32 protein-coding genes are annotated in these 17,640 nt (G+C 43.2%); 4 read left to right on the top strand and 28 right to left on the bottom strand.

The genetic code is table 11. The features are described from left to right. The 23 genes from WMO38_RS02660 to WMO38_RS02550 form a co-directional block, all read right to left on the bottom strand. Entirely contained in the window at nt 1-540 is a 540-nt protein-coding gene (locus WMO38_RS02660; RefSeq protein WP_173772085.1) for a phage terminase small subunit P27 family, read from the bottom strand. 76 nt (nt 541-616) lie between these two features. Next, a complete protein-coding gene (locus WMO38_RS02655) occupies nt 617-1,075 on the bottom strand; it encodes a hypothetical protein (protein WP_349161326.1) in 459 nt (152 codons plus the stop codon). Between the two features lie 278 nt (nt 1,076-1,353). After that, nucleotides 1,354-1,797, bottom strand: a complete 444-nt coding sequence (locus WMO38_RS02650) for a hypothetical protein (RefSeq protein ID WP_101874776.1) — start codon at nt 1,795-1,797, stop codon at nt 1,354-1,356. Then, a complete protein-coding gene (locus WMO38_RS02645; RefSeq protein ID WP_349161324.1) occupies nt 1,766-2,131 on the bottom strand; it encodes a hypothetical protein in 366 nt (121 codons plus the stop codon). The genes WMO38_RS02650 and WMO38_RS02645 overlap by 32 nt, the downstream gene beginning before the upstream one ends. A 23-nt stretch (nt 2,132-2,154) precedes the next feature. After that, complete coding sequence (locus tag WMO38_RS02640; RefSeq protein WP_195389345.1) at nt 2,155-2,583, bottom strand: single-stranded DNA-binding protein; 429 nt, start codon at nt 2,581-2,583, stop codon at nt 2,155-2,157. A 119-nt stretch (nt 2,584-2,702) separates the two neighbouring features. Then, nucleotides 2,703-3,281, bottom strand: a complete 579-nt coding sequence (locus WMO38_RS02635) for a hypothetical protein (protein WP_021925170.1) — start codon at nt 3,279-3,281, stop codon at nt 2,703-2,705. Then, the gene (locus tag WMO38_RS02630; RefSeq protein WP_349161323.1) at nt 3,278-3,889 is read right to left on the bottom strand and encodes a type II toxin-antitoxin system PemK/MazF family toxin; all 612 of its coding nucleotides are present in this window, start codon (nt 3,887-3,889) and stop codon (nt 3,278-3,280) included. The genes WMO38_RS02635 and WMO38_RS02630 overlap by 4 nt, the downstream gene beginning before the upstream one ends. A gap of 2 nt (nt 3,890-3,891) precedes the next feature. Then, the gene (locus WMO38_RS02625; protein WP_349161321.1) at nt 3,892-5,205 is read right to left on the bottom strand and encodes a ParB/RepB/Spo0J family partition protein; all 1,314 of its coding nucleotides are present in this window, start codon (nt 5,203-5,205) and stop codon (nt 3,892-3,894) included. A gap of 18 nt (nt 5,206-5,223) precedes the next feature. Continuing rightward, a complete protein-coding gene (locus WMO38_RS02620; protein WP_349161320.1) occupies nt 5,224-5,646 on the bottom strand; it encodes a hypothetical protein in 423 nt (140 codons plus the stop codon). Continuing rightward, a complete protein-coding gene (locus WMO38_RS02615) occupies nt 5,621-5,872 on the bottom strand; it encodes a hypothetical protein (RefSeq protein WP_349161319.1) in 252 nt (83 codons plus the stop codon). Before WMO38_RS02615 ends, WMO38_RS02620 begins: the two co-directional genes overlap by 26 nt. A 5-nt stretch (nt 5,873-5,877) precedes the next feature. Next, nucleotides 5,878-6,516: a hypothetical protein gene (locus WMO38_RS02610; protein ID WP_349161317.1), complete on the bottom strand. Its 639-nt coding sequence runs from the start codon at nt 6,514-6,516 to the stop codon at nt 5,878-5,880. Nucleotides 6,517-6,518: 2 nt separating this feature from the next. Further along, a complete protein-coding gene (locus WMO38_RS02605) occupies nt 6,519-7,298 on the bottom strand; it encodes a ParA family protein (RefSeq protein WP_186901442.1) in 780 nt (259 codons plus the stop codon). A 33-nt stretch (nt 7,299-7,331) separates the two neighbouring features. Further along, nucleotides 7,332-7,631, bottom strand: a complete 300-nt coding sequence (locus WMO38_RS02600; RefSeq protein ID WP_349161315.1) for a hypothetical protein — start codon at nt 7,629-7,631, stop codon at nt 7,332-7,334. Further along, nucleotides 7,628-8,089 (bottom strand): VRR-NUC domain-containing protein, encoded by a 462-nt coding sequence (locus WMO38_RS02595; RefSeq protein WP_349161314.1) that lies wholly within the window; start codon nt 8,087-8,089, stop codon nt 7,628-7,630. The genes WMO38_RS02600 and WMO38_RS02595 overlap by 4 nt, the downstream gene beginning before the upstream one ends. Nucleotides 8,090-8,246: 157 nt before the next feature. Continuing rightward, the gene (locus WMO38_RS02590) at nt 8,247-8,555 is read right to left on the bottom strand and encodes a hypothetical protein (RefSeq protein WP_349161312.1); all 309 of its coding nucleotides are present in this window, start codon (nt 8,553-8,555) and stop codon (nt 8,247-8,249) included. Then, nucleotides 8,552-9,292, bottom strand: a complete 741-nt coding sequence (locus WMO38_RS02585; RefSeq protein WP_349161311.1) for a transglycosylase SLT domain-containing protein — start codon at nt 9,290-9,292, stop codon at nt 8,552-8,554. Before WMO38_RS02585 ends, WMO38_RS02590 begins: the two co-directional genes overlap by 4 nt. Continuing rightward, the gene (locus WMO38_RS02580) at nt 9,228-10,205 is read right to left on the bottom strand and encodes a rolling circle replication-associated protein (protein ID WP_227750223.1); all 978 of its coding nucleotides are present in this window, start codon (nt 10,203-10,205) and stop codon (nt 9,228-9,230) included. Before WMO38_RS02580 ends, WMO38_RS02585 begins: the two co-directional genes overlap by 65 nt. A gap of 215 nt (nt 10,206-10,420) precedes the next feature. Further along, nucleotides 10,421-10,738, bottom strand: coding sequence for a DUF7768 domain-containing protein (locus tag WMO38_RS02575; protein ID WP_179960435.1), 318 nt, complete (start codon nt 10,736-10,738; stop codon nt 10,421-10,423). Next, entirely contained in the window at nt 10,735-11,307 is a 573-nt protein-coding gene (locus WMO38_RS02570) for an MT-A70 family methyltransferase (protein ID WP_022164535.1), read from the bottom strand. The genes WMO38_RS02575 and WMO38_RS02570 overlap by 4 nt, the downstream gene beginning before the upstream one ends. Nucleotides 11,308-11,409: 102 nt before the next feature. Next, nucleotides 11,410-11,592, bottom strand: coding sequence for a hypothetical protein (locus WMO38_RS02565; RefSeq protein ID WP_055287211.1), 183 nt, complete (start codon nt 11,590-11,592; stop codon nt 11,410-11,412). Beyond that, nucleotides 11,589-11,909, bottom strand: coding sequence for a hypothetical protein (locus WMO38_RS02560; protein ID WP_349161309.1), 321 nt, complete (start codon nt 11,907-11,909; stop codon nt 11,589-11,591). The genes WMO38_RS02565 and WMO38_RS02560 overlap by 4 nt, the downstream gene beginning before the upstream one ends. A gap of 153 nt (nt 11,910-12,062) precedes the next feature. Continuing rightward, a complete protein-coding gene (locus WMO38_RS02555) occupies nt 12,063-12,197 on the bottom strand; it encodes a hypothetical protein (RefSeq protein ID WP_349161307.1) in 135 nt (44 codons plus the stop codon). Between the two features lie 15 nt (nt 12,198-12,212). After that, nucleotides 12,213-12,443, bottom strand: a complete 231-nt coding sequence (locus tag WMO38_RS02550) for a hypothetical protein (RefSeq protein WP_349161306.1) — start codon at nt 12,441-12,443, stop codon at nt 12,213-12,215. A 147-nt stretch (nt 12,444-12,590) separates the two neighbouring features. Between WMO38_RS02550 and WMO38_RS02545 the strand changes: the two genes are divergently transcribed. Next, nucleotides 12,591-12,956 carry a helix-turn-helix domain-containing protein gene (locus WMO38_RS02545; protein WP_297043743.1) on the top strand — a complete coding sequence of 122 codons (366 nt, stop codon included), beginning with the start codon at nt 12,591-12,593 and terminating at the stop codon, nt 12,954-12,956. Between the two features lie 7 nt (nt 12,957-12,963). Here WMO38_RS02545 and WMO38_RS02540 read toward each other — a convergent pair whose 3' ends face one another. Next, nucleotides 12,964-13,161: a hypothetical protein gene (locus WMO38_RS02540; RefSeq protein ID WP_349161305.1), complete on the bottom strand. Its 198-nt coding sequence runs from the start codon at nt 13,159-13,161 to the stop codon at nt 12,964-12,966. Between the two features lie 47 nt (nt 13,162-13,208). Continuing rightward, nucleotides 13,209-13,406, bottom strand: a complete 198-nt coding sequence (locus WMO38_RS02535) for a helix-turn-helix domain-containing protein (RefSeq protein WP_349161303.1) — start codon at nt 13,404-13,406, stop codon at nt 13,209-13,211. Between the two features lie 66 nt (nt 13,407-13,472). On the opposite strand from WMO38_RS02535, the gene WMO38_RS02530 reads away from it, so the two are divergent. The 3 genes from WMO38_RS02530 to WMO38_RS02520 all read left to right on the top strand — a co-directional run bounded on the left by WMO38_RS02530 (nt 13,473) and on the right by WMO38_RS02520 (nt 15,502). Continuing rightward, a complete protein-coding gene (locus tag WMO38_RS02530) occupies nt 13,473-13,928 on the top strand; it encodes a DUF3040 domain-containing protein (protein WP_306856611.1) in 456 nt (151 codons plus the stop codon). A 173-nt stretch (nt 13,929-14,101) separates the two neighbouring features. Continuing rightward, complete coding sequence (locus tag WMO38_RS02525; protein ID WP_349161301.1) at nt 14,102-15,154, top strand: tyrosine-type recombinase/integrase; 1,053 nt, start codon at nt 14,102-14,104, stop codon at nt 15,152-15,154. Between the two features lie 9 nt (nt 15,155-15,163). Next, nucleotides 15,164-15,502: a hypothetical protein gene (locus WMO38_RS02520; RefSeq protein WP_055287201.1), complete on the top strand. Its 339-nt coding sequence runs from the start codon at nt 15,164-15,166 to the stop codon at nt 15,500-15,502. Nucleotides 15,503-15,719: 217 nt separating this feature from the next. Here WMO38_RS02520 and rpsI read toward each other — a convergent pair whose 3' ends face one another. The 3 genes from rpsI to truA all read right to left on the bottom strand — a co-directional run bounded on the left by rpsI (nt 15,720) and on the right by truA (nt 17,624). Continuing rightward, nucleotides 15,720-16,124 carry a 30S ribosomal protein S9 gene (gene rpsI / locus WMO38_RS02515; protein ID WP_021865372.1) on the bottom strand — a complete coding sequence of 135 codons (405 nt, stop codon included), beginning with the start codon at nt 16,122-16,124 and terminating at the stop codon, nt 15,720-15,722. 27 nt (nt 16,125-16,151) lie between these two features. Next, nucleotides 16,152-16,580 carry a 50S ribosomal protein L13 gene (rplM, locus tag WMO38_RS02510; RefSeq protein ID WP_021865373.1) on the bottom strand — a complete coding sequence of 143 codons (429 nt, stop codon included), beginning with the start codon at nt 16,578-16,580 and terminating at the stop codon, nt 16,152-16,154. 270 nt (nt 16,581-16,850) lie between these two features. Beyond that, complete coding sequence (truA, locus tag WMO38_RS02505) at nt 16,851-17,624, bottom strand: tRNA pseudouridine(38-40) synthase TruA (RefSeq protein ID WP_349161299.1); 774 nt, start codon at nt 17,622-17,624, stop codon at nt 16,851-16,853. Nucleotides 17,625-17,640 lie beyond the last annotated feature (16 nt).

The following is a 17,640-nucleotide window of genomic DNA, read 5'->3' as shown; positions in this document are numbered from 1 at the left end:
TTAATTTGCATATTTCGCAAATTTGTTCTCCGGCTTTTGCTGTTGTGGTTTCGGTACGACCAAACGGCAGCGGGAGGAAACTGTCAGTCCGAAATCTGATGCTCCTTGCCTACACTGTTTCATGCAGCGGTCTTGAATTATCATGAGACGTTCTCTTTCTCCGTTCACGACCTGTCTTGTACCGACCTGCACACGTTCTTTTTCGCCTGTGTCCGGATTTTCCCTCGTCTCATAGACTGGAACATCCTCCATCAATGGAGTTTCTCTGATTTGTTCCGTGATTTCGATGTACTGCGTTTGTGCAATGAGTAGCCTTGCCAATGCATCGCAATCAAGGTTTGAAATCAGTTTGATTTCGAGTAATTCTTTCGCAATCTTCCGGAATTGTTTCTTTTGTTCCGGTGTCAAATATGACGGAGGTCTCACTTTGTCGCATGGTGCTGTGACCTCGGCGTTTTTCCGTGCCTCAATTTCTGCTTTTGTGAGGTGTTTTCGCCCGTTCATTACAACCAAATCTGTGGGTTGTCTCTGTCCTGCCATGATGCAACAAACCTCCTTTCCGTCAGCATTTCAGTATTTTGTGTCACATTCTGACACCTCTTTCGGATATACCTTTCTACTGAAATTCCCGTGGGGAGTTTTCTCCAAGGAAAAGAGGGGGTGCGACTAAAAACGAATCGCACAAAACTTTTTTATATCCCCCTGCCTCTCGAAAGTGGTACTCAATCAGTGACCTCAACTGTTTTTGTGTTGCTCTCATACTTGCTTTGCTCTGCTTATATAAAGCAGTGATTGTGTTGTGTGTCTTATGGTTGAGAGGTATGAGGTTGAACGGATTCAAACGCTGTTCCCAGTCGTCCTCAAGTTCAATGATATGGTGAACCGGATTGCATGTGAGCAACTCATGCTCGACATATAATGCGTATATATCTACGTTGTCATAGACCTCAATGATACGCTCTCGCATTGCCCGCCATTCCTTTGATACATAGAACTCTGCTGCTCTCTCGTCTCGCCGTGTGTTGTTATATGTCATGTGTCTCGACTGCTGCCGTTGCTCGCATTCCTCGCACATCTTCATTGACTGCGGAATCAACTTCCCACACCTGCATGATTTCAATAGCATCTGTGTTCTCCTCTCTTGCTGTGTTCTCCTGCTGTGTTATCCACAAGAGGCGGGCAGTTATGCACATGACTGTGTATATCCCACCCGCATATAACAGGAGGGCAAACAGGCAAGAAAAAAGCGACTGCATATCTGCAATCGCTCGTCTCAACTGTTCACGCTAACATATTATCACGTTTATTTTGTCTTTTGTTCACCCACTTTTTACCCCTGTTTTCACCCTCATTTCACCCTGTTTTCACTCCGTTTTTATCATTTTCAATCGCTTTTGCACCGAATAACTTGATTGACAACCGCTGAATCATCACCCTGCACCACTTTTTCGGTGAGTTGCGTCCGCATCCTGTCTCCCTCACTATATCCTCGTATGACATGCCCTTTATATAGACCGCCTCAAGAGCGTCGTATTTGTACCCCTCACCTGCTGCCTCTGCATCTTCCTTGAGCGATGCAAGAGCCTTTTTCAAGTGTTCAAACAGAATGACCGTCTCTGCACGGCACTCTCTGACCGATTGCAGGAACGCCTTTTCTGCTGATATGTTGTATTTGCCTATATCCGGCACTTGAGAGGTCTCTGATACTGCCTCATTGATATATCGTTCCATTTCACGATAATTCTCAAGATATAGCAAGGTTTTTTCAATGACCGTCTGCTCCTTTTCCTCTTTCATGCTTTTTCCTCGCTTTCTGCTTTCTTCTCATAGGCAGACCGTGCATTTTACGCCAGTTATTCGTGTTTTTGCGGTTTTCCGCATCTCTCAAACTGCTCATTTTCAAAATTGCCGTTTTTGCCTGTTGCAAAGTCGTTCTCATTTGCAAAACTGCCTCAACGAACGCCTCTGCTGTTGTTTCAATCTTGATTTCCGGTTTTTGTGGATTTTCATTCTTTGCAACATTCGGATTCACTGTCGCCTTGTCCGCTGCTGCCTCAACGATGCTCGAAATCTCATTTTCTGTCTTTCCCATCGCCCGAAATCTGTCAATTATGCCTTTTAAGATTCCCATATTATCACAACCCTCCTTTTCGCTTACATAAAAGGCAAATCGCCGTCAATGCCGTCCGGAATACTCATGAATCCGTCTCCTGTGTCTGTATATCCGGCGTTTTCTGCCTGTTCTCCTGCTGCTTTCTTACTTTCTGCAAATTCCTGTTCCTCAATCACAACATCCGTCGTATATACCTTTTGCCCGTCTCTGTTGGTGTATGAGCCTGTCTGAATCCTGCCAGTAACAACAATTTTTGTTCCCTGTTTCAGATATTTTTCCGCAAACTCGCCGTTTTTCCCAAATGCCACGCATGAGATAAAATCTGCCGACTGTTGCCCGTCTCTTGCACCTCTCCGGTCGACTGCCAGTGTATAACGTGCCACACACATGGATTCCTGTGAACCGTTCTGCTGTGTATATCTTACATTCGGGTCTCTTGTGAGCCTACCCATCAATATGACTTTGTTCATTCTCTTTTTTTGTCCTTTCTTGAATCAATCTCTCGTATAAACGCAAATCATCCGGCGGGATGTCGAGATTCCAGTCTCTCGCAAATTCTATCCCGCCGATGAACGCCTCTTTTTCTCTATCAGTCATTTTCCCGCTGCATAACATATTCATTTTGCATTTTCTGCAATCTGACAAGTCCTTTTTTGAACTCAAGGTCATCACCATTCATGCACACATCGAATATTTTCTCATAGTCGACAATGTGTGTCTTGATGAACTCTGCCTCTGCTGCCGTCCTGCTCTCATTGATGAACATTCCCTTGACTGCCTCTTTTATCATTTCACAATGGGTCTGTTCCTCCTCTGTCGTTGGAGGTGTGGTTGCAATCATTTTCTCATACGCATTGTCAATCGCTCCTGCAATGAGTTCTTTCCAACCCTTGCCCCGCTCTCCTAATAACTGACATTCAATATCCTCGAAACGGTTTCCTTGCCCTGCTGCCGTGATTCTGATGTCCTTTTTGCCCTTTGCTGCAATCAGAATCAAATCGTCATCGTATGCCTCCATGTAATAGTCAAATTTCGCATCAAAATTCGCATTCGGATTGATGATGATTTCCGGTTGACTGCTGCCCTCTGTCTGAATGCTCACGCCGATGTATTTCGCATCTGTTGCCTTTGCATTGATAAATATTGCCTTTAACTCGCTTTTGTTCATGCTGCTCCTCCATTCACTAATCTATTGAGTAACTGTTCATACATGGTTTTGTATGTATCTCTTTCGGTCTGCAATCTGATTGTGTCCTCTGCCGATGCCATATTCGCAATTTTCTTGTTTTCCTCAACATAGACTGCTGCATCCTGTTCAATCTCTGCGATTGTATCCTCATGCTCCTGCTGCAACATCTCAATTTCTCTCTTGAGACTGTCGATTTCCTCCTGCTGTTCCTTGATGGTCTTGTAATACTCTTTTGCTGTCTTGATGCCATTATCCAACTGCAAGGAAATCATGAGAGCAATGTCGATATTCTCCATTTCCTTGTCTGTCGTCTCTCCGATATATGTTCCGATGCGTTCCGTTGATACCGAATAAACCTGCTCACACAATACCGTGCTGATTCTGCCTGTTGACCTTATTGTCACATGTGTCGGGAGGTCTGTTTTTGGCTGTGTGGTCATATATACAACTTCAACAACATTGCTGTTCTCATTGTTCTTGTTGTTGCTAACCACTACCGCCGGACGGTCTGCGTGTTGTTCGCTCCCGTTGTAGGATGCCCCCCCTCTGCTGATATAGAACATTTCGCCTCTTTTGATGTCATTCATGATTATTCCTCCTTTTCTGCTACAAGACCAATGACACACCATCCGTCCGTCAATCCGCTGCATGTGATGTCGTCGTCTTTGCATGTGATTCTCATGTCTGCTGTTTCTCCGGTTGCTTTGCCTGCTGCAAATACTACCAATTTGACGACATTTCCGACCTTGAAACCGTCGTCTTTTGTTATCATGTACGGTTTTCTATGTTCTCCTGTGTATTCCTCGAATTTCTCCTTTGATACTCTGATGCTCTTTATCTCCCCCGTTGCATCTGACGGGAGGTTTTTCGTTTTCTCCTCCTGCTCCATCTCACGGAGTTTTTTCTTTGTCTCACGGTCGATTGCATCCTGTTCCTCTGAATATCTCTGCTCGTCGGTCTTGTATGCCTCTGTACGGTTCTTGTACTGGTCGCATGAGATACATGTTCCGGTCTTGACGTTACATGTCTCATATTCGGTGCAGGAATAGCAGATTGATGTGATTCCCTCCGGATGTGGCGTTTCATAATCGTCGCCCGCTTTTGTCTCCGGAGGATTCATGCCGATTTCTGCCTCTGTGTCGGATTCTGACACCTGCTGTCCTGCTGCCTTTTCTGCTTTCATATCTTTCACATCTTTGTGCGTGAGTTCTCCGGTCTCTGTAAATTTCCCCAGTGCCTCCCGCTGCTCGTCCTCTGTCATCCCGCTCAATTCATAGGCTGCGGAAAATGTGAGGCGTTCGCCCTTGAGTTCCTCTTTCCATTCCGGAATCAGATTGTTGTTGACTGCCTCTATTTGAGCAACCTTTGTTTTGCTCATGTGCAGCATTGAGGAAATCACCTCTCTCAATCGTCCGGATTGCAGGTCGTATCCCTTGATTTTCTTTCCCGCTGCTTTCATACGCTCAAGAGATGCCTTGAGGCGTGTTTCCTCCTCAATCATGTCTGAAACGGTCTTTGTACGATATGCGTTCGCAATTATGATTTCAACCTGTTCCTCGTCATCATCCTGCGGTGTCGTCAATTTACTGGTCGCAAGTTCAAATTCTTTATATCCCTTTGATACGAGATACTTGAGAGCCTCCCACCGTCTTTCACCTGCCACGATTCTATATTCGCCCTTTTCGCACGGTGCATATACAAGTTCAAGGTTCTGTTTCAATCCGTACATGAGGATGTCTCCTGCCAGTTCCTCGACCTGTTCCACACTGTAAAAATTCATATCGTTCCGGTACATCTTGAAAATTGAGATGTCCTTTGTCCGGAATCTCGCTCTCGGAGATTCATCAATCCCCGCTTTGCTGTTCTTGTTGAGTGCGTCTTTCACGCTGAATCCTGCTGCCATCTGTTCAACCTCCTGTCATTACTCTGTGAGTTTCTGTTTCTTTGTCTCTGTACGCTCGACGTTGATTTCACCCTTTGCATTCTGTGAAATTGATGCTTTGACCCCTCCTCGGAGGTTCAATGTGACTTTCGCAAGTCCTCCGGTGTAAATCTCCTCGACTGCTGCCTTTAAGATGTTCACGATGCCCTCACCGCATCTCTTGTCCGGTGTTGCGTTCTCTCCAAACAAGGCAGACACATTCATCATTGCCTTTTCTTTCCTCTGTTTCTCTTTCTGATACTCGACCGCCTCTGTGCAGTTACATGTCATTGTTGCCTGTTCCTCTGCTTGTGCTGCTGTCAGTTTTTCATCTGCCTCAATCTGCGTCATCTGACCGCAGAATCTACATTTGCTGTTTTCACAATATTTCCCATGTCTATTCCTCCTTTTCTTTCTTCTCAAGTTCCTCTTTTCCCAGTCTTATGAAATCGTGCAAATCCTTCAATCTTCTGTTATATGTTTCAAGTGCCTTTTTTGCGTTGTCATATTGCCATTTCAGAAAAGTATGTCGTTCTGTTCCGTCTTTTTCTTTCAATTCCTTTTCCGCTTTTTCAATAGCCTCTCTCAAATCTCCGCTGAACTTGAATGTTGTTCCGTCTTTTTTATGTACTGCTCTCATTCCTGCCATCCGAATCAACCTCCCATCTCGTGACGGTCTCCTATTGCCATCGGGTCAATCATGTATGAGCGACACAGTTCCGAATCTGATAACTTTTTCTTTATGTCACGAATCTCTTTCTCTTTTTCTTTTATAATCTTTTCCTTTTCTTTGATTGTTTTCTCTGCCTCTTTCAAACGTTTCACGACACCTGCTGCCGGACAAGAATCCTCAAGGTCGCATTTTTCGTCTGTCATATATACCTCGCACATTTCGCATATATTTTTCTCCTGTTTTCCTCCCTTTGACTGCTGCCCTCTTGGTATAATCAACGGAATCGTTTTGAGTTCCTCTGTTGACATCTCGCTGATTGCATAATGAACATCACTCTTTGTTTCGTCTATAAACTCGGCAATCAGTTTCCGTATTACATTTTCATTTATTACAATTTTCACTGTTCCTGTTGCTTTTTTGATTAGTTCATCAAGTTCCTCGTCTGATATTTCATCCGGAGAATCGTCGATTTTCTTTATTTCCTTTTCGTATTCCTCTGTTTCAATATCTGCAACGATTCCTTTTAATGTTTCTCTTAAACTGTTGTACCATTGTTCACGCTCTCTCAACTCGTCAAGCGTTTCTATGCTTATGGTTGCTGTTCCGTCAATTTTCTTCATGTCTATCCCTCCATTTCCTTGAGTAATTCATGCACCACGCATCTATAATCTTGAGACACGATTCCTCTCTTTGAAAATTTCGGGAGCGGAATCATCGCCGTTGTTGATTTTTCTGCAACGATGGAACGACGAATCGGTGTGACGAACATGTCAAATCCGGATTCTGTTTTCAACCATTCCTCTACCTCAAGAGAGGTCTTGTTTTTCTGTCGCATTGTCATGAGTGCCTTGATTCTCAAATCCGGATTGATGTCTCTCAAATCCTCAATCTGTTCCTCAAGGTTCTGCAATGCCTCGATTTCATATCCTCCGACCTTTACCGGAGCGATGACGAGTTCTGCTGCAATCAGAATGTTGATGACGACCATGTCAAGCAAGCGACCACAATCACAAATGCAATAATCGTATGCGTCAGATACTTCCTCCAATGCCTCACGCATCCTTGTGACTTGATTGTCCTCTGACTTGAGCAGCAGATTCATGTCGGTTTTCATGAGATAGCCATTCGCCGGAATGATGTCAATGTGTGAATAGTCGGTCGGTCGAATCAAATCGCCCGTTTTATATGTACCTCCGACACATTCATGTTTCTCAAGCAGTTCACTCATGCCGATTCCGTCCGGTTCATATACCCCGAACGTCTTTGATGTGTCTCCCTGTGGGTCTCCATCTAACACAAGCACTCTTTTTCCCTGCTCCTCGCCCAACATATAGGCGATTGAATCGGATGTCGTTGTTTTCCCGATTCCTCCTTTTGGTGACATTACTGCAATAATTTTCATGTCTTTTCCTCCTGTTTTCCTGTTATTGTCCTGTTATAAATAAATTGTGTAATACAGTTTCATTTGCAATTCTTGAAACTTGAAATCCGGCGTTTCGTCCGGTCGTAATGGTGACATGAGGTTCAATTCTTTCCACTTCCTGTGAGTAATCTCCGGAACTGCTCTGAATTTCACGACCGTGTCGTTTTTGTGTTGCTCATAGAGTGTGCAGTTCGTGTGACCGACCTCCGGTGCAAATAATGTAAGATAGCCGACGAACATCTCCTCGCCTCCCTTGATGATTCGCAGCATGTCCGCACTCTCTAATGTGTTGAGTAAATCCGCAAGCGTCATGACCTGCCTCCCTTGACTTTCCCATCCTTGAGGATGCTGTTGTTCGGGATGCTCATGTTCAAATTCCTCTCCATGTGCAACGCATCCGATAGATTCAAATATTCCTCAATGACTTTGATTGCCTCCTCTGCTGAATAGCAGGTTGCGACGAAATGTCCTGCTGCTGCCATGTCTGCAAGGAACTCTTTTTGCGTGTCCTGCTGCCTGTTGTTACCGAATTTCATTTCAACGAACAATCCGCAGTATGAGCCTTTCGGATATGGGAGGCACAAATCAGAAACACCCGCCTTGACACCCATCTGCTTGAATTTGACTGCCTCCTGCTTGTTTCTGCTGCCTCCGTTCGGTACATGGAACAACCATCTCAATTCCGGATAACGGTTCATGTTCCAATTCGCCCACGACACAACATTGATTTGCTCTGTGTCCTCACTTCTCATTGCATATTTCATGTTCATTTGCCTTTGTCCTCCTGTCTGCATGTGTCATAATATTCGCAGAACAAACAAATGTGTCTGCAATCCTTGACCTTGAACATCCATGTGAACCGTTGCAGCTTGTACCGCAGTATGTACCCGATTTGTGCAATGTACGGATGTTTCTGTCTGTATGTTTTCATTCGTCCTGCTCCTCCATTTCTAAAATCATAAAAGCATGTATGAAAATGCTCTTGTGTTTCCTGCCGAACTGGTCTTTTGCCGGAGGCACTTCATGCATGTTCTCAATCGTTCTCTTTGCCTCCCGCCATCGGCGTGTTTTCCCGTCTCTCGAAATCGGTTTGAAATGTACCTTGACCGTTCCCTTGACGACGGAAAACTGGTCTCTGTCTACCCGCAGGATGTCATTGAATCCCGCTGCCTTGACTGCTGCCTCTGCTTTTCGGAAATACCTCTCTTTCGATTCCGGTTTCCAGTCAAACCTCATTTCCCGACCACCTCCTCAATCTCTTTCATTCTCTGCATGATTGCCGTGTTGTATGAATAGACATACACGCCGTTGTTCCACAAATGTTCCCTTGCACCTCTTTCACCGTAGTTGTACGCTGCAAGTGCATCCTGCACCGTTCCGTATTTCTTGAGGAGATACGAGAGGAAATCAATCCCGACTTTCACATTCTGATATGGGTTCATGAGGTCGGTGCAGTTCAATTTCTGCATCCGGTCGGTGTGCCATTTCTCATATATCTGCATATATCCCTTTGAGTTCCCGTTGTCTCCGGTCTTGTCGAACTCATATCCGGATTCATACTCTATGATTGCCAATATAAGGGCATACGGAACATCGTTTTGCTTGCATAGACATCTTGTGTATATCTGCATTTTCTCCGGAAAATAGCCTTTGTCTGCATACTTCTCCGGCAGGTCGTAGAACACGAATCCCTCAAGGTCATCACTCCCCCAGTCCTCGGACATGGTGTCAAAAACCTTGTATTTGTCCTCGATACTCTCTGTCATCTGTGTCATTGTCTCCGGATTCTGTATCACTTCCGCTTGCGTTGTCTCCGGTTTTTCCTCCTGCTGCTCCGGTTCTTTAACATTGAACAATATCACACAAAATCCTGTCAGCAATACCGCAATCAATGCGATGTGAAACGCATTATACAAACCTGCTCTTTTCAATGCCCGTCTTATCCGTCTTATTCGTCTTATTCGTCTTTTCACCTGTCGACCTCCTTTTCCGCATTCGTGCATGTATATAAAACATGCAGTTAAAATCGTTGTAGTACACTTTTGCATTCGTGAAATCCATGTCTGGATACCACTTTTTCAGTATCTCCGGAATGGAATCCCTGTCCTTGACCATCTCGTCAACGAATGAGCCTATTTTTTTATAACTGCCTCCTGCTGCCGGACGTTTGGAATGAACGACCTTGATTCGTGGGTCTCTCAATCCCTGTGAACTGTTCCATCTCTTTTCTGACGGAACACGGTTCTTTTCTTCAACGATATAGTTCGCCATGCCGGACAAACCGTTTTCGTCTGTCTGCAACCTGCGAACCTCATTCCTGCTTGACTGTTTCCAACAGGATTCAACCGTCTCCATGTCTAACGCACCATCCATGACAATGTGATGATGCCATCTGATTTCCGCATCCGGATTGTATGCGGTCACATAGACATATTTTGCATTCGGGAGACCTCTCTTTTTCCTCTGATAGTTGATGCGTCGGATGTACTTTTGCACATTCTTGATTGCTGCATCCACATCCCCGTTCGGTGGGAGATGCTCGTCATCATAGGTCAATGTCATCCAAATATCACGGTCGCTGAAATTCTCATTGATTAGCCTCTCAACATATTTCCGTGCATTCTTATCATTCAGATTCTTTTGAGCCTTGTTGTTGTCTTTCTTGATAGTTCTCCCCTCCGGAGGTACTTCATCTATACTCCGGAATTGCGGATATATCTCAATTTCAAACTGGTCTCCTGCTGTTATCTCTTTCAGTGCATATATAACTTTCTTTCGATGTTGGAACAGGTTCTCAATGAACCACTCATGCATGTCCTCCATCGCTTTGTTATATGCTGCCTCATAATCATACGGGATATATTGCATCCCTCTTTTTCTTGCCATCTGACACAATCCTCCTGTTATGTTTTCGCAGACTTGTTATTATCTATTACAAGGACGATAAAAGTTCCGAAAACCTTTGATTTTATAGACCTTTTCGGTCTCTTTTCAAGTTGCTTTTTTGTGTCAGATTTGCTATAATATTTCTATCAGTTAGCGACTGACACAATCAGTCGATACAAGGACGACCACTGCAATGGTTGTCCTTTTTCCTTTTCTTAATCTCTGTATTCTATTGTCATATTGCCGTCTTTTGCACATCTAATCTCCTTTGACATTCCCTCCGAAATTCCGAATTTTTCGCCGACAATGATTCCGTCGCATCTTCTCAATATGTCCATTCCTGCTGTCAATCCGATATTTCTTTCTTTTTCGTTTTCTTCTGACAAGCACTGCGTCATATATAAGTGAACTGTAATTGCAGCATCTCCTCTCAACAAAATCTCTCTCGTTAGTTTTTTCGCATATTCGATATTTCTTTTTAAAATTTTTTCGCTACCCGCATGATACGGTGAACATATATATATTATTTTCATTCATTTACTTCCTCGAATTTACCGACTTCATTTCCCCAACAATCCCATCCGGTTGCTGCCTGTCTTGCAAATAATTCAATTCGTGGCACATCGCCCGTGAACTCTACAATCCTTTTTCTAACTTCATCCGGTTTTTTGCTGTGTTCTTCTCTCACTGTTTCCACTAACTGTGATACCGTATGATGTACGCTCTTTTTCGGTGGTTTCCCTTTTGTCGCAATCAAACACACTTCACTATTTGATTTGGTATAGAATCCTATTCCCTTGAACCAACTACCGTTTTTATTTCTCTTTACCCAACAAAACCCGATTGTTTTATATTCAAACCCCCACGCTTTGATTGTTGCAAGAGCCTCTTGCAATTTCGGGAAAGTCGCCCACATGAATAATATGCAGTTCTTGTCTGCAATTCTTTCAACTGGTAATTCCTCAATATCCTTTTGTTTCATCGTTTCGTAATGTGCTTTTGCTGCCCCCTGCTTTTTATTACACCACTGTTGATAAGACCATGGCGGGTCTGCATAGATTACATTGTATTTTTTGTTTGTGTTGTAAAGATTTACTTCCATTCTTTTTCCTCCTATTTGTCAGACACCTGCTGCAACAAGTGCCTTTTTCTTTGTTTTTGCTCCTGCCATGTACTGCCCCGTCATTATGACGGGGCGTTTTCATTAAACGGCTGCAACCGCCTCTTTCTGTTCCCATCTGCGACGCTCCTCTGCTTTTCCCGCTGCCTTACCCTCGGCATACGCAGACATCACCATAATGGTCATTGACTTCCCCTCAAGGTCGTCGATATTCATGAATTTTTCTGCCATGCTCTCAATCACTGCCTTTTTCTCGTTTCTCGTCATTTTTCAACACCTCCTCGGATTCGCTCAATCTCTTTTTCTATGTTCTTTCCGGAATAATCTGCAAGCAGTTTTTCCGAAATGTGATACGTCCAAATTGAGGACATCTGCACCGCCGTTCCTATCGGGAGTTTTCCCTGCTGCATTGCTACCCTCACGAATTGCGGTGACACATTGAGGATTGCTGCTGCCTCTGTCGGCAATATTCGTCCTATATCCATCCTGTTTCCTCCTGTTGGTGGCTCTCTCGGTCTTTTCATTCCGTCCACCTGCTTTCCGGCATTGTCTACCGTGTTGATGCTTTTCACCTTAAAAACCATCGAAAACCTGTTGACCATCCACGCACTTTTTAGCAGGTGCGACCGCTGCCATGTTTCCCACGGTATCGCTGCACGATGTCTTTCGGCTTGCCATCGTCAGAGTGTCGGTTGCCATCCGGACACTGACGGGGCGACTGTTGCCCCGTTTCGGCTTTAATAAAATGAATCCCTCTGCATTTCGTCGTCAACTTCTTTCGGTATCGGGATAGGCTCGAAATCATCGTTTTCCCCGTTCCAATAATCAAATAATTCTTTTATGTACTGGTTCAATGTCTCTGCATTGCTCATTTCTGTTCCTCCTGCTTATATGAAAATGAATAATTTTTCATCATTGAAATTGAGAACTCTTTTCACCTCTGACATTTTGATTCTGTATGCCTCATTCTGCATTGTTTCGCACGGATGCAAGAATTTTTCAACATCTCCGGAGAAAATAACTGAATCCTTGTCATCCTCAATGATTGTCAGTTCCTCAATGTCGAATTTGCTCATATATCCTTTTATTACATTCAACACTTTTTTCTGTTTTTCCATTTCTGTTCCTCCTGTTCGTTTCGTTTGAATACATTGTAATTCCGTTTGAATACTTTGTCAACTCTTTTTTGTTGCGTTTGAAAACTTTTTTATTGATTTTTGTCTTTTTCGGTGGTATGCTTTAGAAAACAGAGGAGGTGATTCCAAATGACGCAAGGCGAACGAATCAGAGAATTGCGAAAAACTTTGAAAATGACGATGGAGCAGTTTGGCGAAAAAATAGGTGTGACAAAATCCACTATTTCTAATATTGAGAACGGAAACCGGAACGCCACCGAACACATGGTCAAATCAATCTGCCGTGAATTTAATGTTGATTATATATGGTTGACTACTGGTGACGGTGAGATGTTCGTTGATACCGACGACGATTTCATCGAAAGAATCGACCGCATCATGGTAGGTGAGGACGATGCCCGCAAGAATCTTTTCAAGGCACTACTTGAGGCAAGCGACGAGGACATCGCAGCATTTCAAAGAATCATAGATTTATTTGCATCAAAAAAAGACTGACAGTCTTTCAACTGCCAGTCTCATGGGTGTAGAGATACAACACGAATTTGTATATCCTCTTGAGGATGCGTTCGCTGTGTATCTTTCCGACTATTTCGACAATAGCCTCTTTGTAATTCAAGGGAGACACCACCCCCTTTCCGAATTGCATTGTATCATATATTTCCATGATTGTGGAAATATCGAGGCTGATTTCCATAATCATGGAAATCGTTCCTCCTGCTGCCGGAATCCCGCTGCATTATGGTACAATTATTTGTATTCGGATTCAAACAGGTCGGTGATGTTCACGCTTAATGCAATCGCTATCATTTCAAGTTGAAACAATGTCGGTGACACCTTACCGTTTTCGATGTTGTTTATCGTGGATTTTCCGATTCCGGATTTCTTCGATAACTCCATCAATGTGAACCCTTTTGAGGTTCTCACTTCCCACACAAGGATTTTCATTCTGCTCACCTCCTCTCTTGAGGAAAGTTTACAGAATGTTGATTTTATAGAAATGGAGGTGTGTTCATGAAATACGGTGTCAGAAAGCCAAACATCAAGAAAAGCATCAAGGCAAGAACAACAGGAAAAGTCAAACGGCAGGTCAAAAAGGCGGTCAATCCCCTTTATGGTAAAAAGGGAATGGGAATCGTCAACGACCCGAAAAAGGCAGCATACAACGCAGTGTATAACAGAACTACCGTCGGCGTGTCCGACATTGCAAAAGGATTGACGGCTGCAAACGGAAATCCTGCTGCATCCAGTTCAACAAATGCACCGCAGAAAAAGGAATACTCTGCAAATACATACAGTGTTTGTGGAATCCTCATGATTGTTCTCGGTGCTGTCCTTGCACTTTTAGGATTGATTCTATTGCTTGCTGTTCCGGTTGCCGGAATAATTGCTGTTGTGGTCGGTGTCGCATGTGTTGTCATCGGTCGCAAGTATAGAAAAGTCGCAAAAGAACGCCGTGCAAATGAATAATGCACAATAAAAAAGACGACCCACACTGCAATGTGAATCGCCTTTGTGAAACCTCCGTCTCATGCTCCTGCAAAAAGCACCGACAGAATGTTCCTGCAAACACCATTCTATCATAAAACCGTGCTTTTTGCATTGGTTTTATTTTTTATACTCTTTTTTAGGATGGTGATTTTATGAAACTACCGAACGGATTCGGAACGGTTTACAAATTATCGGGAAATCGCCGGAATCCTTATGTCGCCAAAAAGACAAAAGGATGGGAAAACGACCCGAAAACAGGTAAATCAAAACAATTATATACGGTCGTCGGATATTACCCGACCCGCAAAGAGGCATTGACCGCACTTGCGGAGTTCAATGCAAATCCTTATGATGTGAATGCTGCAAAGGTTACATTCGAGGATGTATATGAGCGATGGTCTGATGAACATTTTCCGACTGTCAGTGATTCCAACGTCAAAGGCTACCGTGCAGCATGGGCGTTGTGTGATAAACTTGCACGGATGCGGTTTGTCGATGTCAAACTCGACCACCTGCAAATGATTGTCGATGAATCCGGCAAAAATTATCCAACACTCCGGAAATTGAAAGTCCTGCTCGGTCTGATGTATAAATACGCCGTGATTCATGAGATTATTCCAAAAGAACGGAATCTCGTTGAATACCTCGACATCAAAAAGGCAGGAAACCCGAACGCATACAACCGGAAACCTTTTTTAAAGACAGAGGTCAAAAAGATATGGGATGTCAAGGATTCAAATATATATTATACTGTCATCCTCATGCTGATATATACCGGATGCAGAATCGGCGAACTCCTCGACCTCAAGAAAGAAAATGTGAACCTTGAGGAAAGATATTTCAAGATTGTCGCCTCGAAAACTGCTGCCGGAATCCGTACCGCTCCAATCTCTGAAAAGGTTTATCCGTTCTTTGAATACTGGTACAACCTCAATGATTGTGAATATCTCCTCTCTACTCCGGAGGGTGAACATTTCAAATACCGGAATTATTATGATTCGTACTGGTCGCCACTTATTGAGACCCTCGGAATGAAACACCGTCCTCACGATACCCGTCACACATGTATTTCCATGTTGACGGTTGCCGGAGTGTCAGACAAGGTCATCAAGAAAATTGTCGGTCATAAAGGGCAGGACGTGACAGAGGTCGTATATACACATTTTGAAATTGAGGAACTGATTGACGCTATCAACAAAATATAGAGGTGTGCCATGAATAGAACTGAATACAAAAACAATTTCGGGCGTGAGCATTACGAACGAATCAATCTCGTTGTACCTAAAGGCATGAAAGACATCATCAAGGCTCTTGCATCCAGTAAAGGAATGTCGGTCAATGCGTACATGCAAGACCTTGTCAGAAAAGACCAATGCGGTTTATTTGATACAATGCAGATTGCAGAAAAGAACAGAGACATGATTTCCGGAATCACCGGAAACATGCACGACGGATATGACATCATTTTCAAGGACGGTCATTCCTGCCATTGCAGGACGAAAAAGGATGTCCGGTCATGTATCATTGAATACTGCAACGAAAAGGGCGATTGATTCGTCCTTTTTTATTGCGAAAATGTGTCTTACACAAGACTTGCAATGTCTTACACAAGACAGTGTTTTCCGTGTTAGTTACCTGTTAGTTATGTGTTAGTTACCGTTGAAATTTCGTGTGTTTTTGTGGTGTCTGATAGATTTATCGGAATATAAAGAAATCCCCGAAAACTCGATGTTTTCGGGGAAATTTGCTCTTTTCTGATATTCGTTTGAATTATCTCTTTGAGAACTGTGGAGCACGACGAGCTGCTTTGAGACCGTACTTCTTTCTTTCCTTCATTCTTGGATCTCTTGTTAAGAAACCTGCCTTCTTGAGTGCTGGACGATATTCGTCTGAATCAACCTCAAGGAGAGCTCTTGAAATACCATGTCTGATAGCACCAGCCTGACCTGTGTATCCGCCACCGTGTACGTTTACGATAACATCAAACTTATCAGCTGTCTCTGTGAGTGTTAATGGCTGCTTAACAACAACCTTTAATGTCTCAAGACCAAAATACTCATCAAGACTTCTCTTATTTATAGTAATTGTACCGTTACCTGGTACTAAATATACTCTAGCGATACTGCTTTTTCTTCTACCTGTTCCGTAGAACTTTGCGTTTGCTTTCTTAGCCACTGTTATTTCCTCCTTATATGTCCAAAATTAAAACTTTAATACTTCTGGCTTCTGAGCTGCCTGATCATGATCAGGACCAGCGTAAACGTGAAGTTTTGTGTACATCTGTCTTCCTAAAGGTCCCTTTGGAAGCATACCCTTAACAGCGAGTTCGATAACTCTTTCAGGCTTCTTATCCATCATTTCTCTGAGTGTTGTCTCTTTCATACCACCAACATACTCTGAGTGATTGTAATAAATCTTCTGATCTAACTTCTTACCTGTAAGCTGAACCTTCTCAGCGTTGATAACGATAACGTTGTCACCACAATCCATAGATGGTGTATATGTTGGCTTGTTCTTGCCTCTTAATACAGCAGCAACCTGTGATGCTAAACGACCTAATGTATAATCTGCAGCATCAACAACATACCATTTTCTTTCGATGCTTGATGCAGTAGCCATATAAGTTTTCATTGGTTTTCCTCCTGAAATATTGCTTTAAATGCATACTTAATTATTTAGATAAATATATTTGTTAATGACTTTACAGATGCTTTTCCGGGGCATTGGTGAAGCATGCAAAATCATATTAACCTGATTCAGGGCGTACTTTTCCACGCCACATTTAAAGATTATATAACACGATACCACGCGTGTCAATATTTATTTATCAGATTTTTTGCATTCCGGGAGGTTATCCACAAAATCATAAAAATCTTCATGATAATCAACAAAACACTTTTTTCAATGTTGATTTTCAACTTCCCTGTCGTCACCGTCAACATAATCTATATTCATAAGTGTCAACCCCTGCGGTGGAGCTGTCTGTCCTGCTTCACAGCGGTTTTTTGCTTCAAGCATTAAGTCTATATCCTGAGGTGTTATTTTGCCTTTTCCAGCCTTTACAAGCGTTCCTGCGATTATTCTTATCATATTATACAAAAATCCGTTTCCCGAAACCCTGATAACTATATACGCTTCATCCTCAGTCCGCACATCTACAGAATAAATCGTTCTTACAGTAGACTCCGCCTGTGTTTTTACACAGCAGAAACTCTTAAAATCATGCTCTCCTACCAGCCTTTGTGCTGCACTCTGCATTGCATTTACATCAAGAGGCTCTTTTACATGCCAGCTGTAATTTCTAAACTGTGGAATCGGAAATCTTGTATTTAATATCCTGTACTCATACGTTTTTACGGTATTACAGTGTCTTGGGTGAAATTCCGGTGAAACTTCGCGTGACTCAACAACACTCACATCTTCAGGAAGATATGTATTGATTGCATATGCCCAGCGGTCACCCGGAATTCCAGAAGCCGTATCAAACACAGCGACATTTCCCAGACCATGTACACCTGCATCCGTTCTGCTTGCACCGATAACGTGAACTTTCTCTCCTGTCACTTTATTAATCGCATTATCAAGAACCTGTTCTATTGTCGAAGCATTAGGCTGTATCTGCCATCCGCTGTAATTACAGCCATCATATGCTACTGTCAGTTTTATACGTCTCATAAATAACCTCATTTGC

It is taken from the genome of Lachnospira hominis (ex Hitch et al. 2025) (assembly GCF_040096395.1).
GTDB classification, from domain to species: Bacteria; Bacillota; Clostridia; order Lachnospirales; family Lachnospiraceae; genus Lachnospira; species Lachnospira hominis.
Note: the sequence above shows the minus strand (reverse complement) of the source record. Positions and strands in the feature narration are given on the sequence as shown.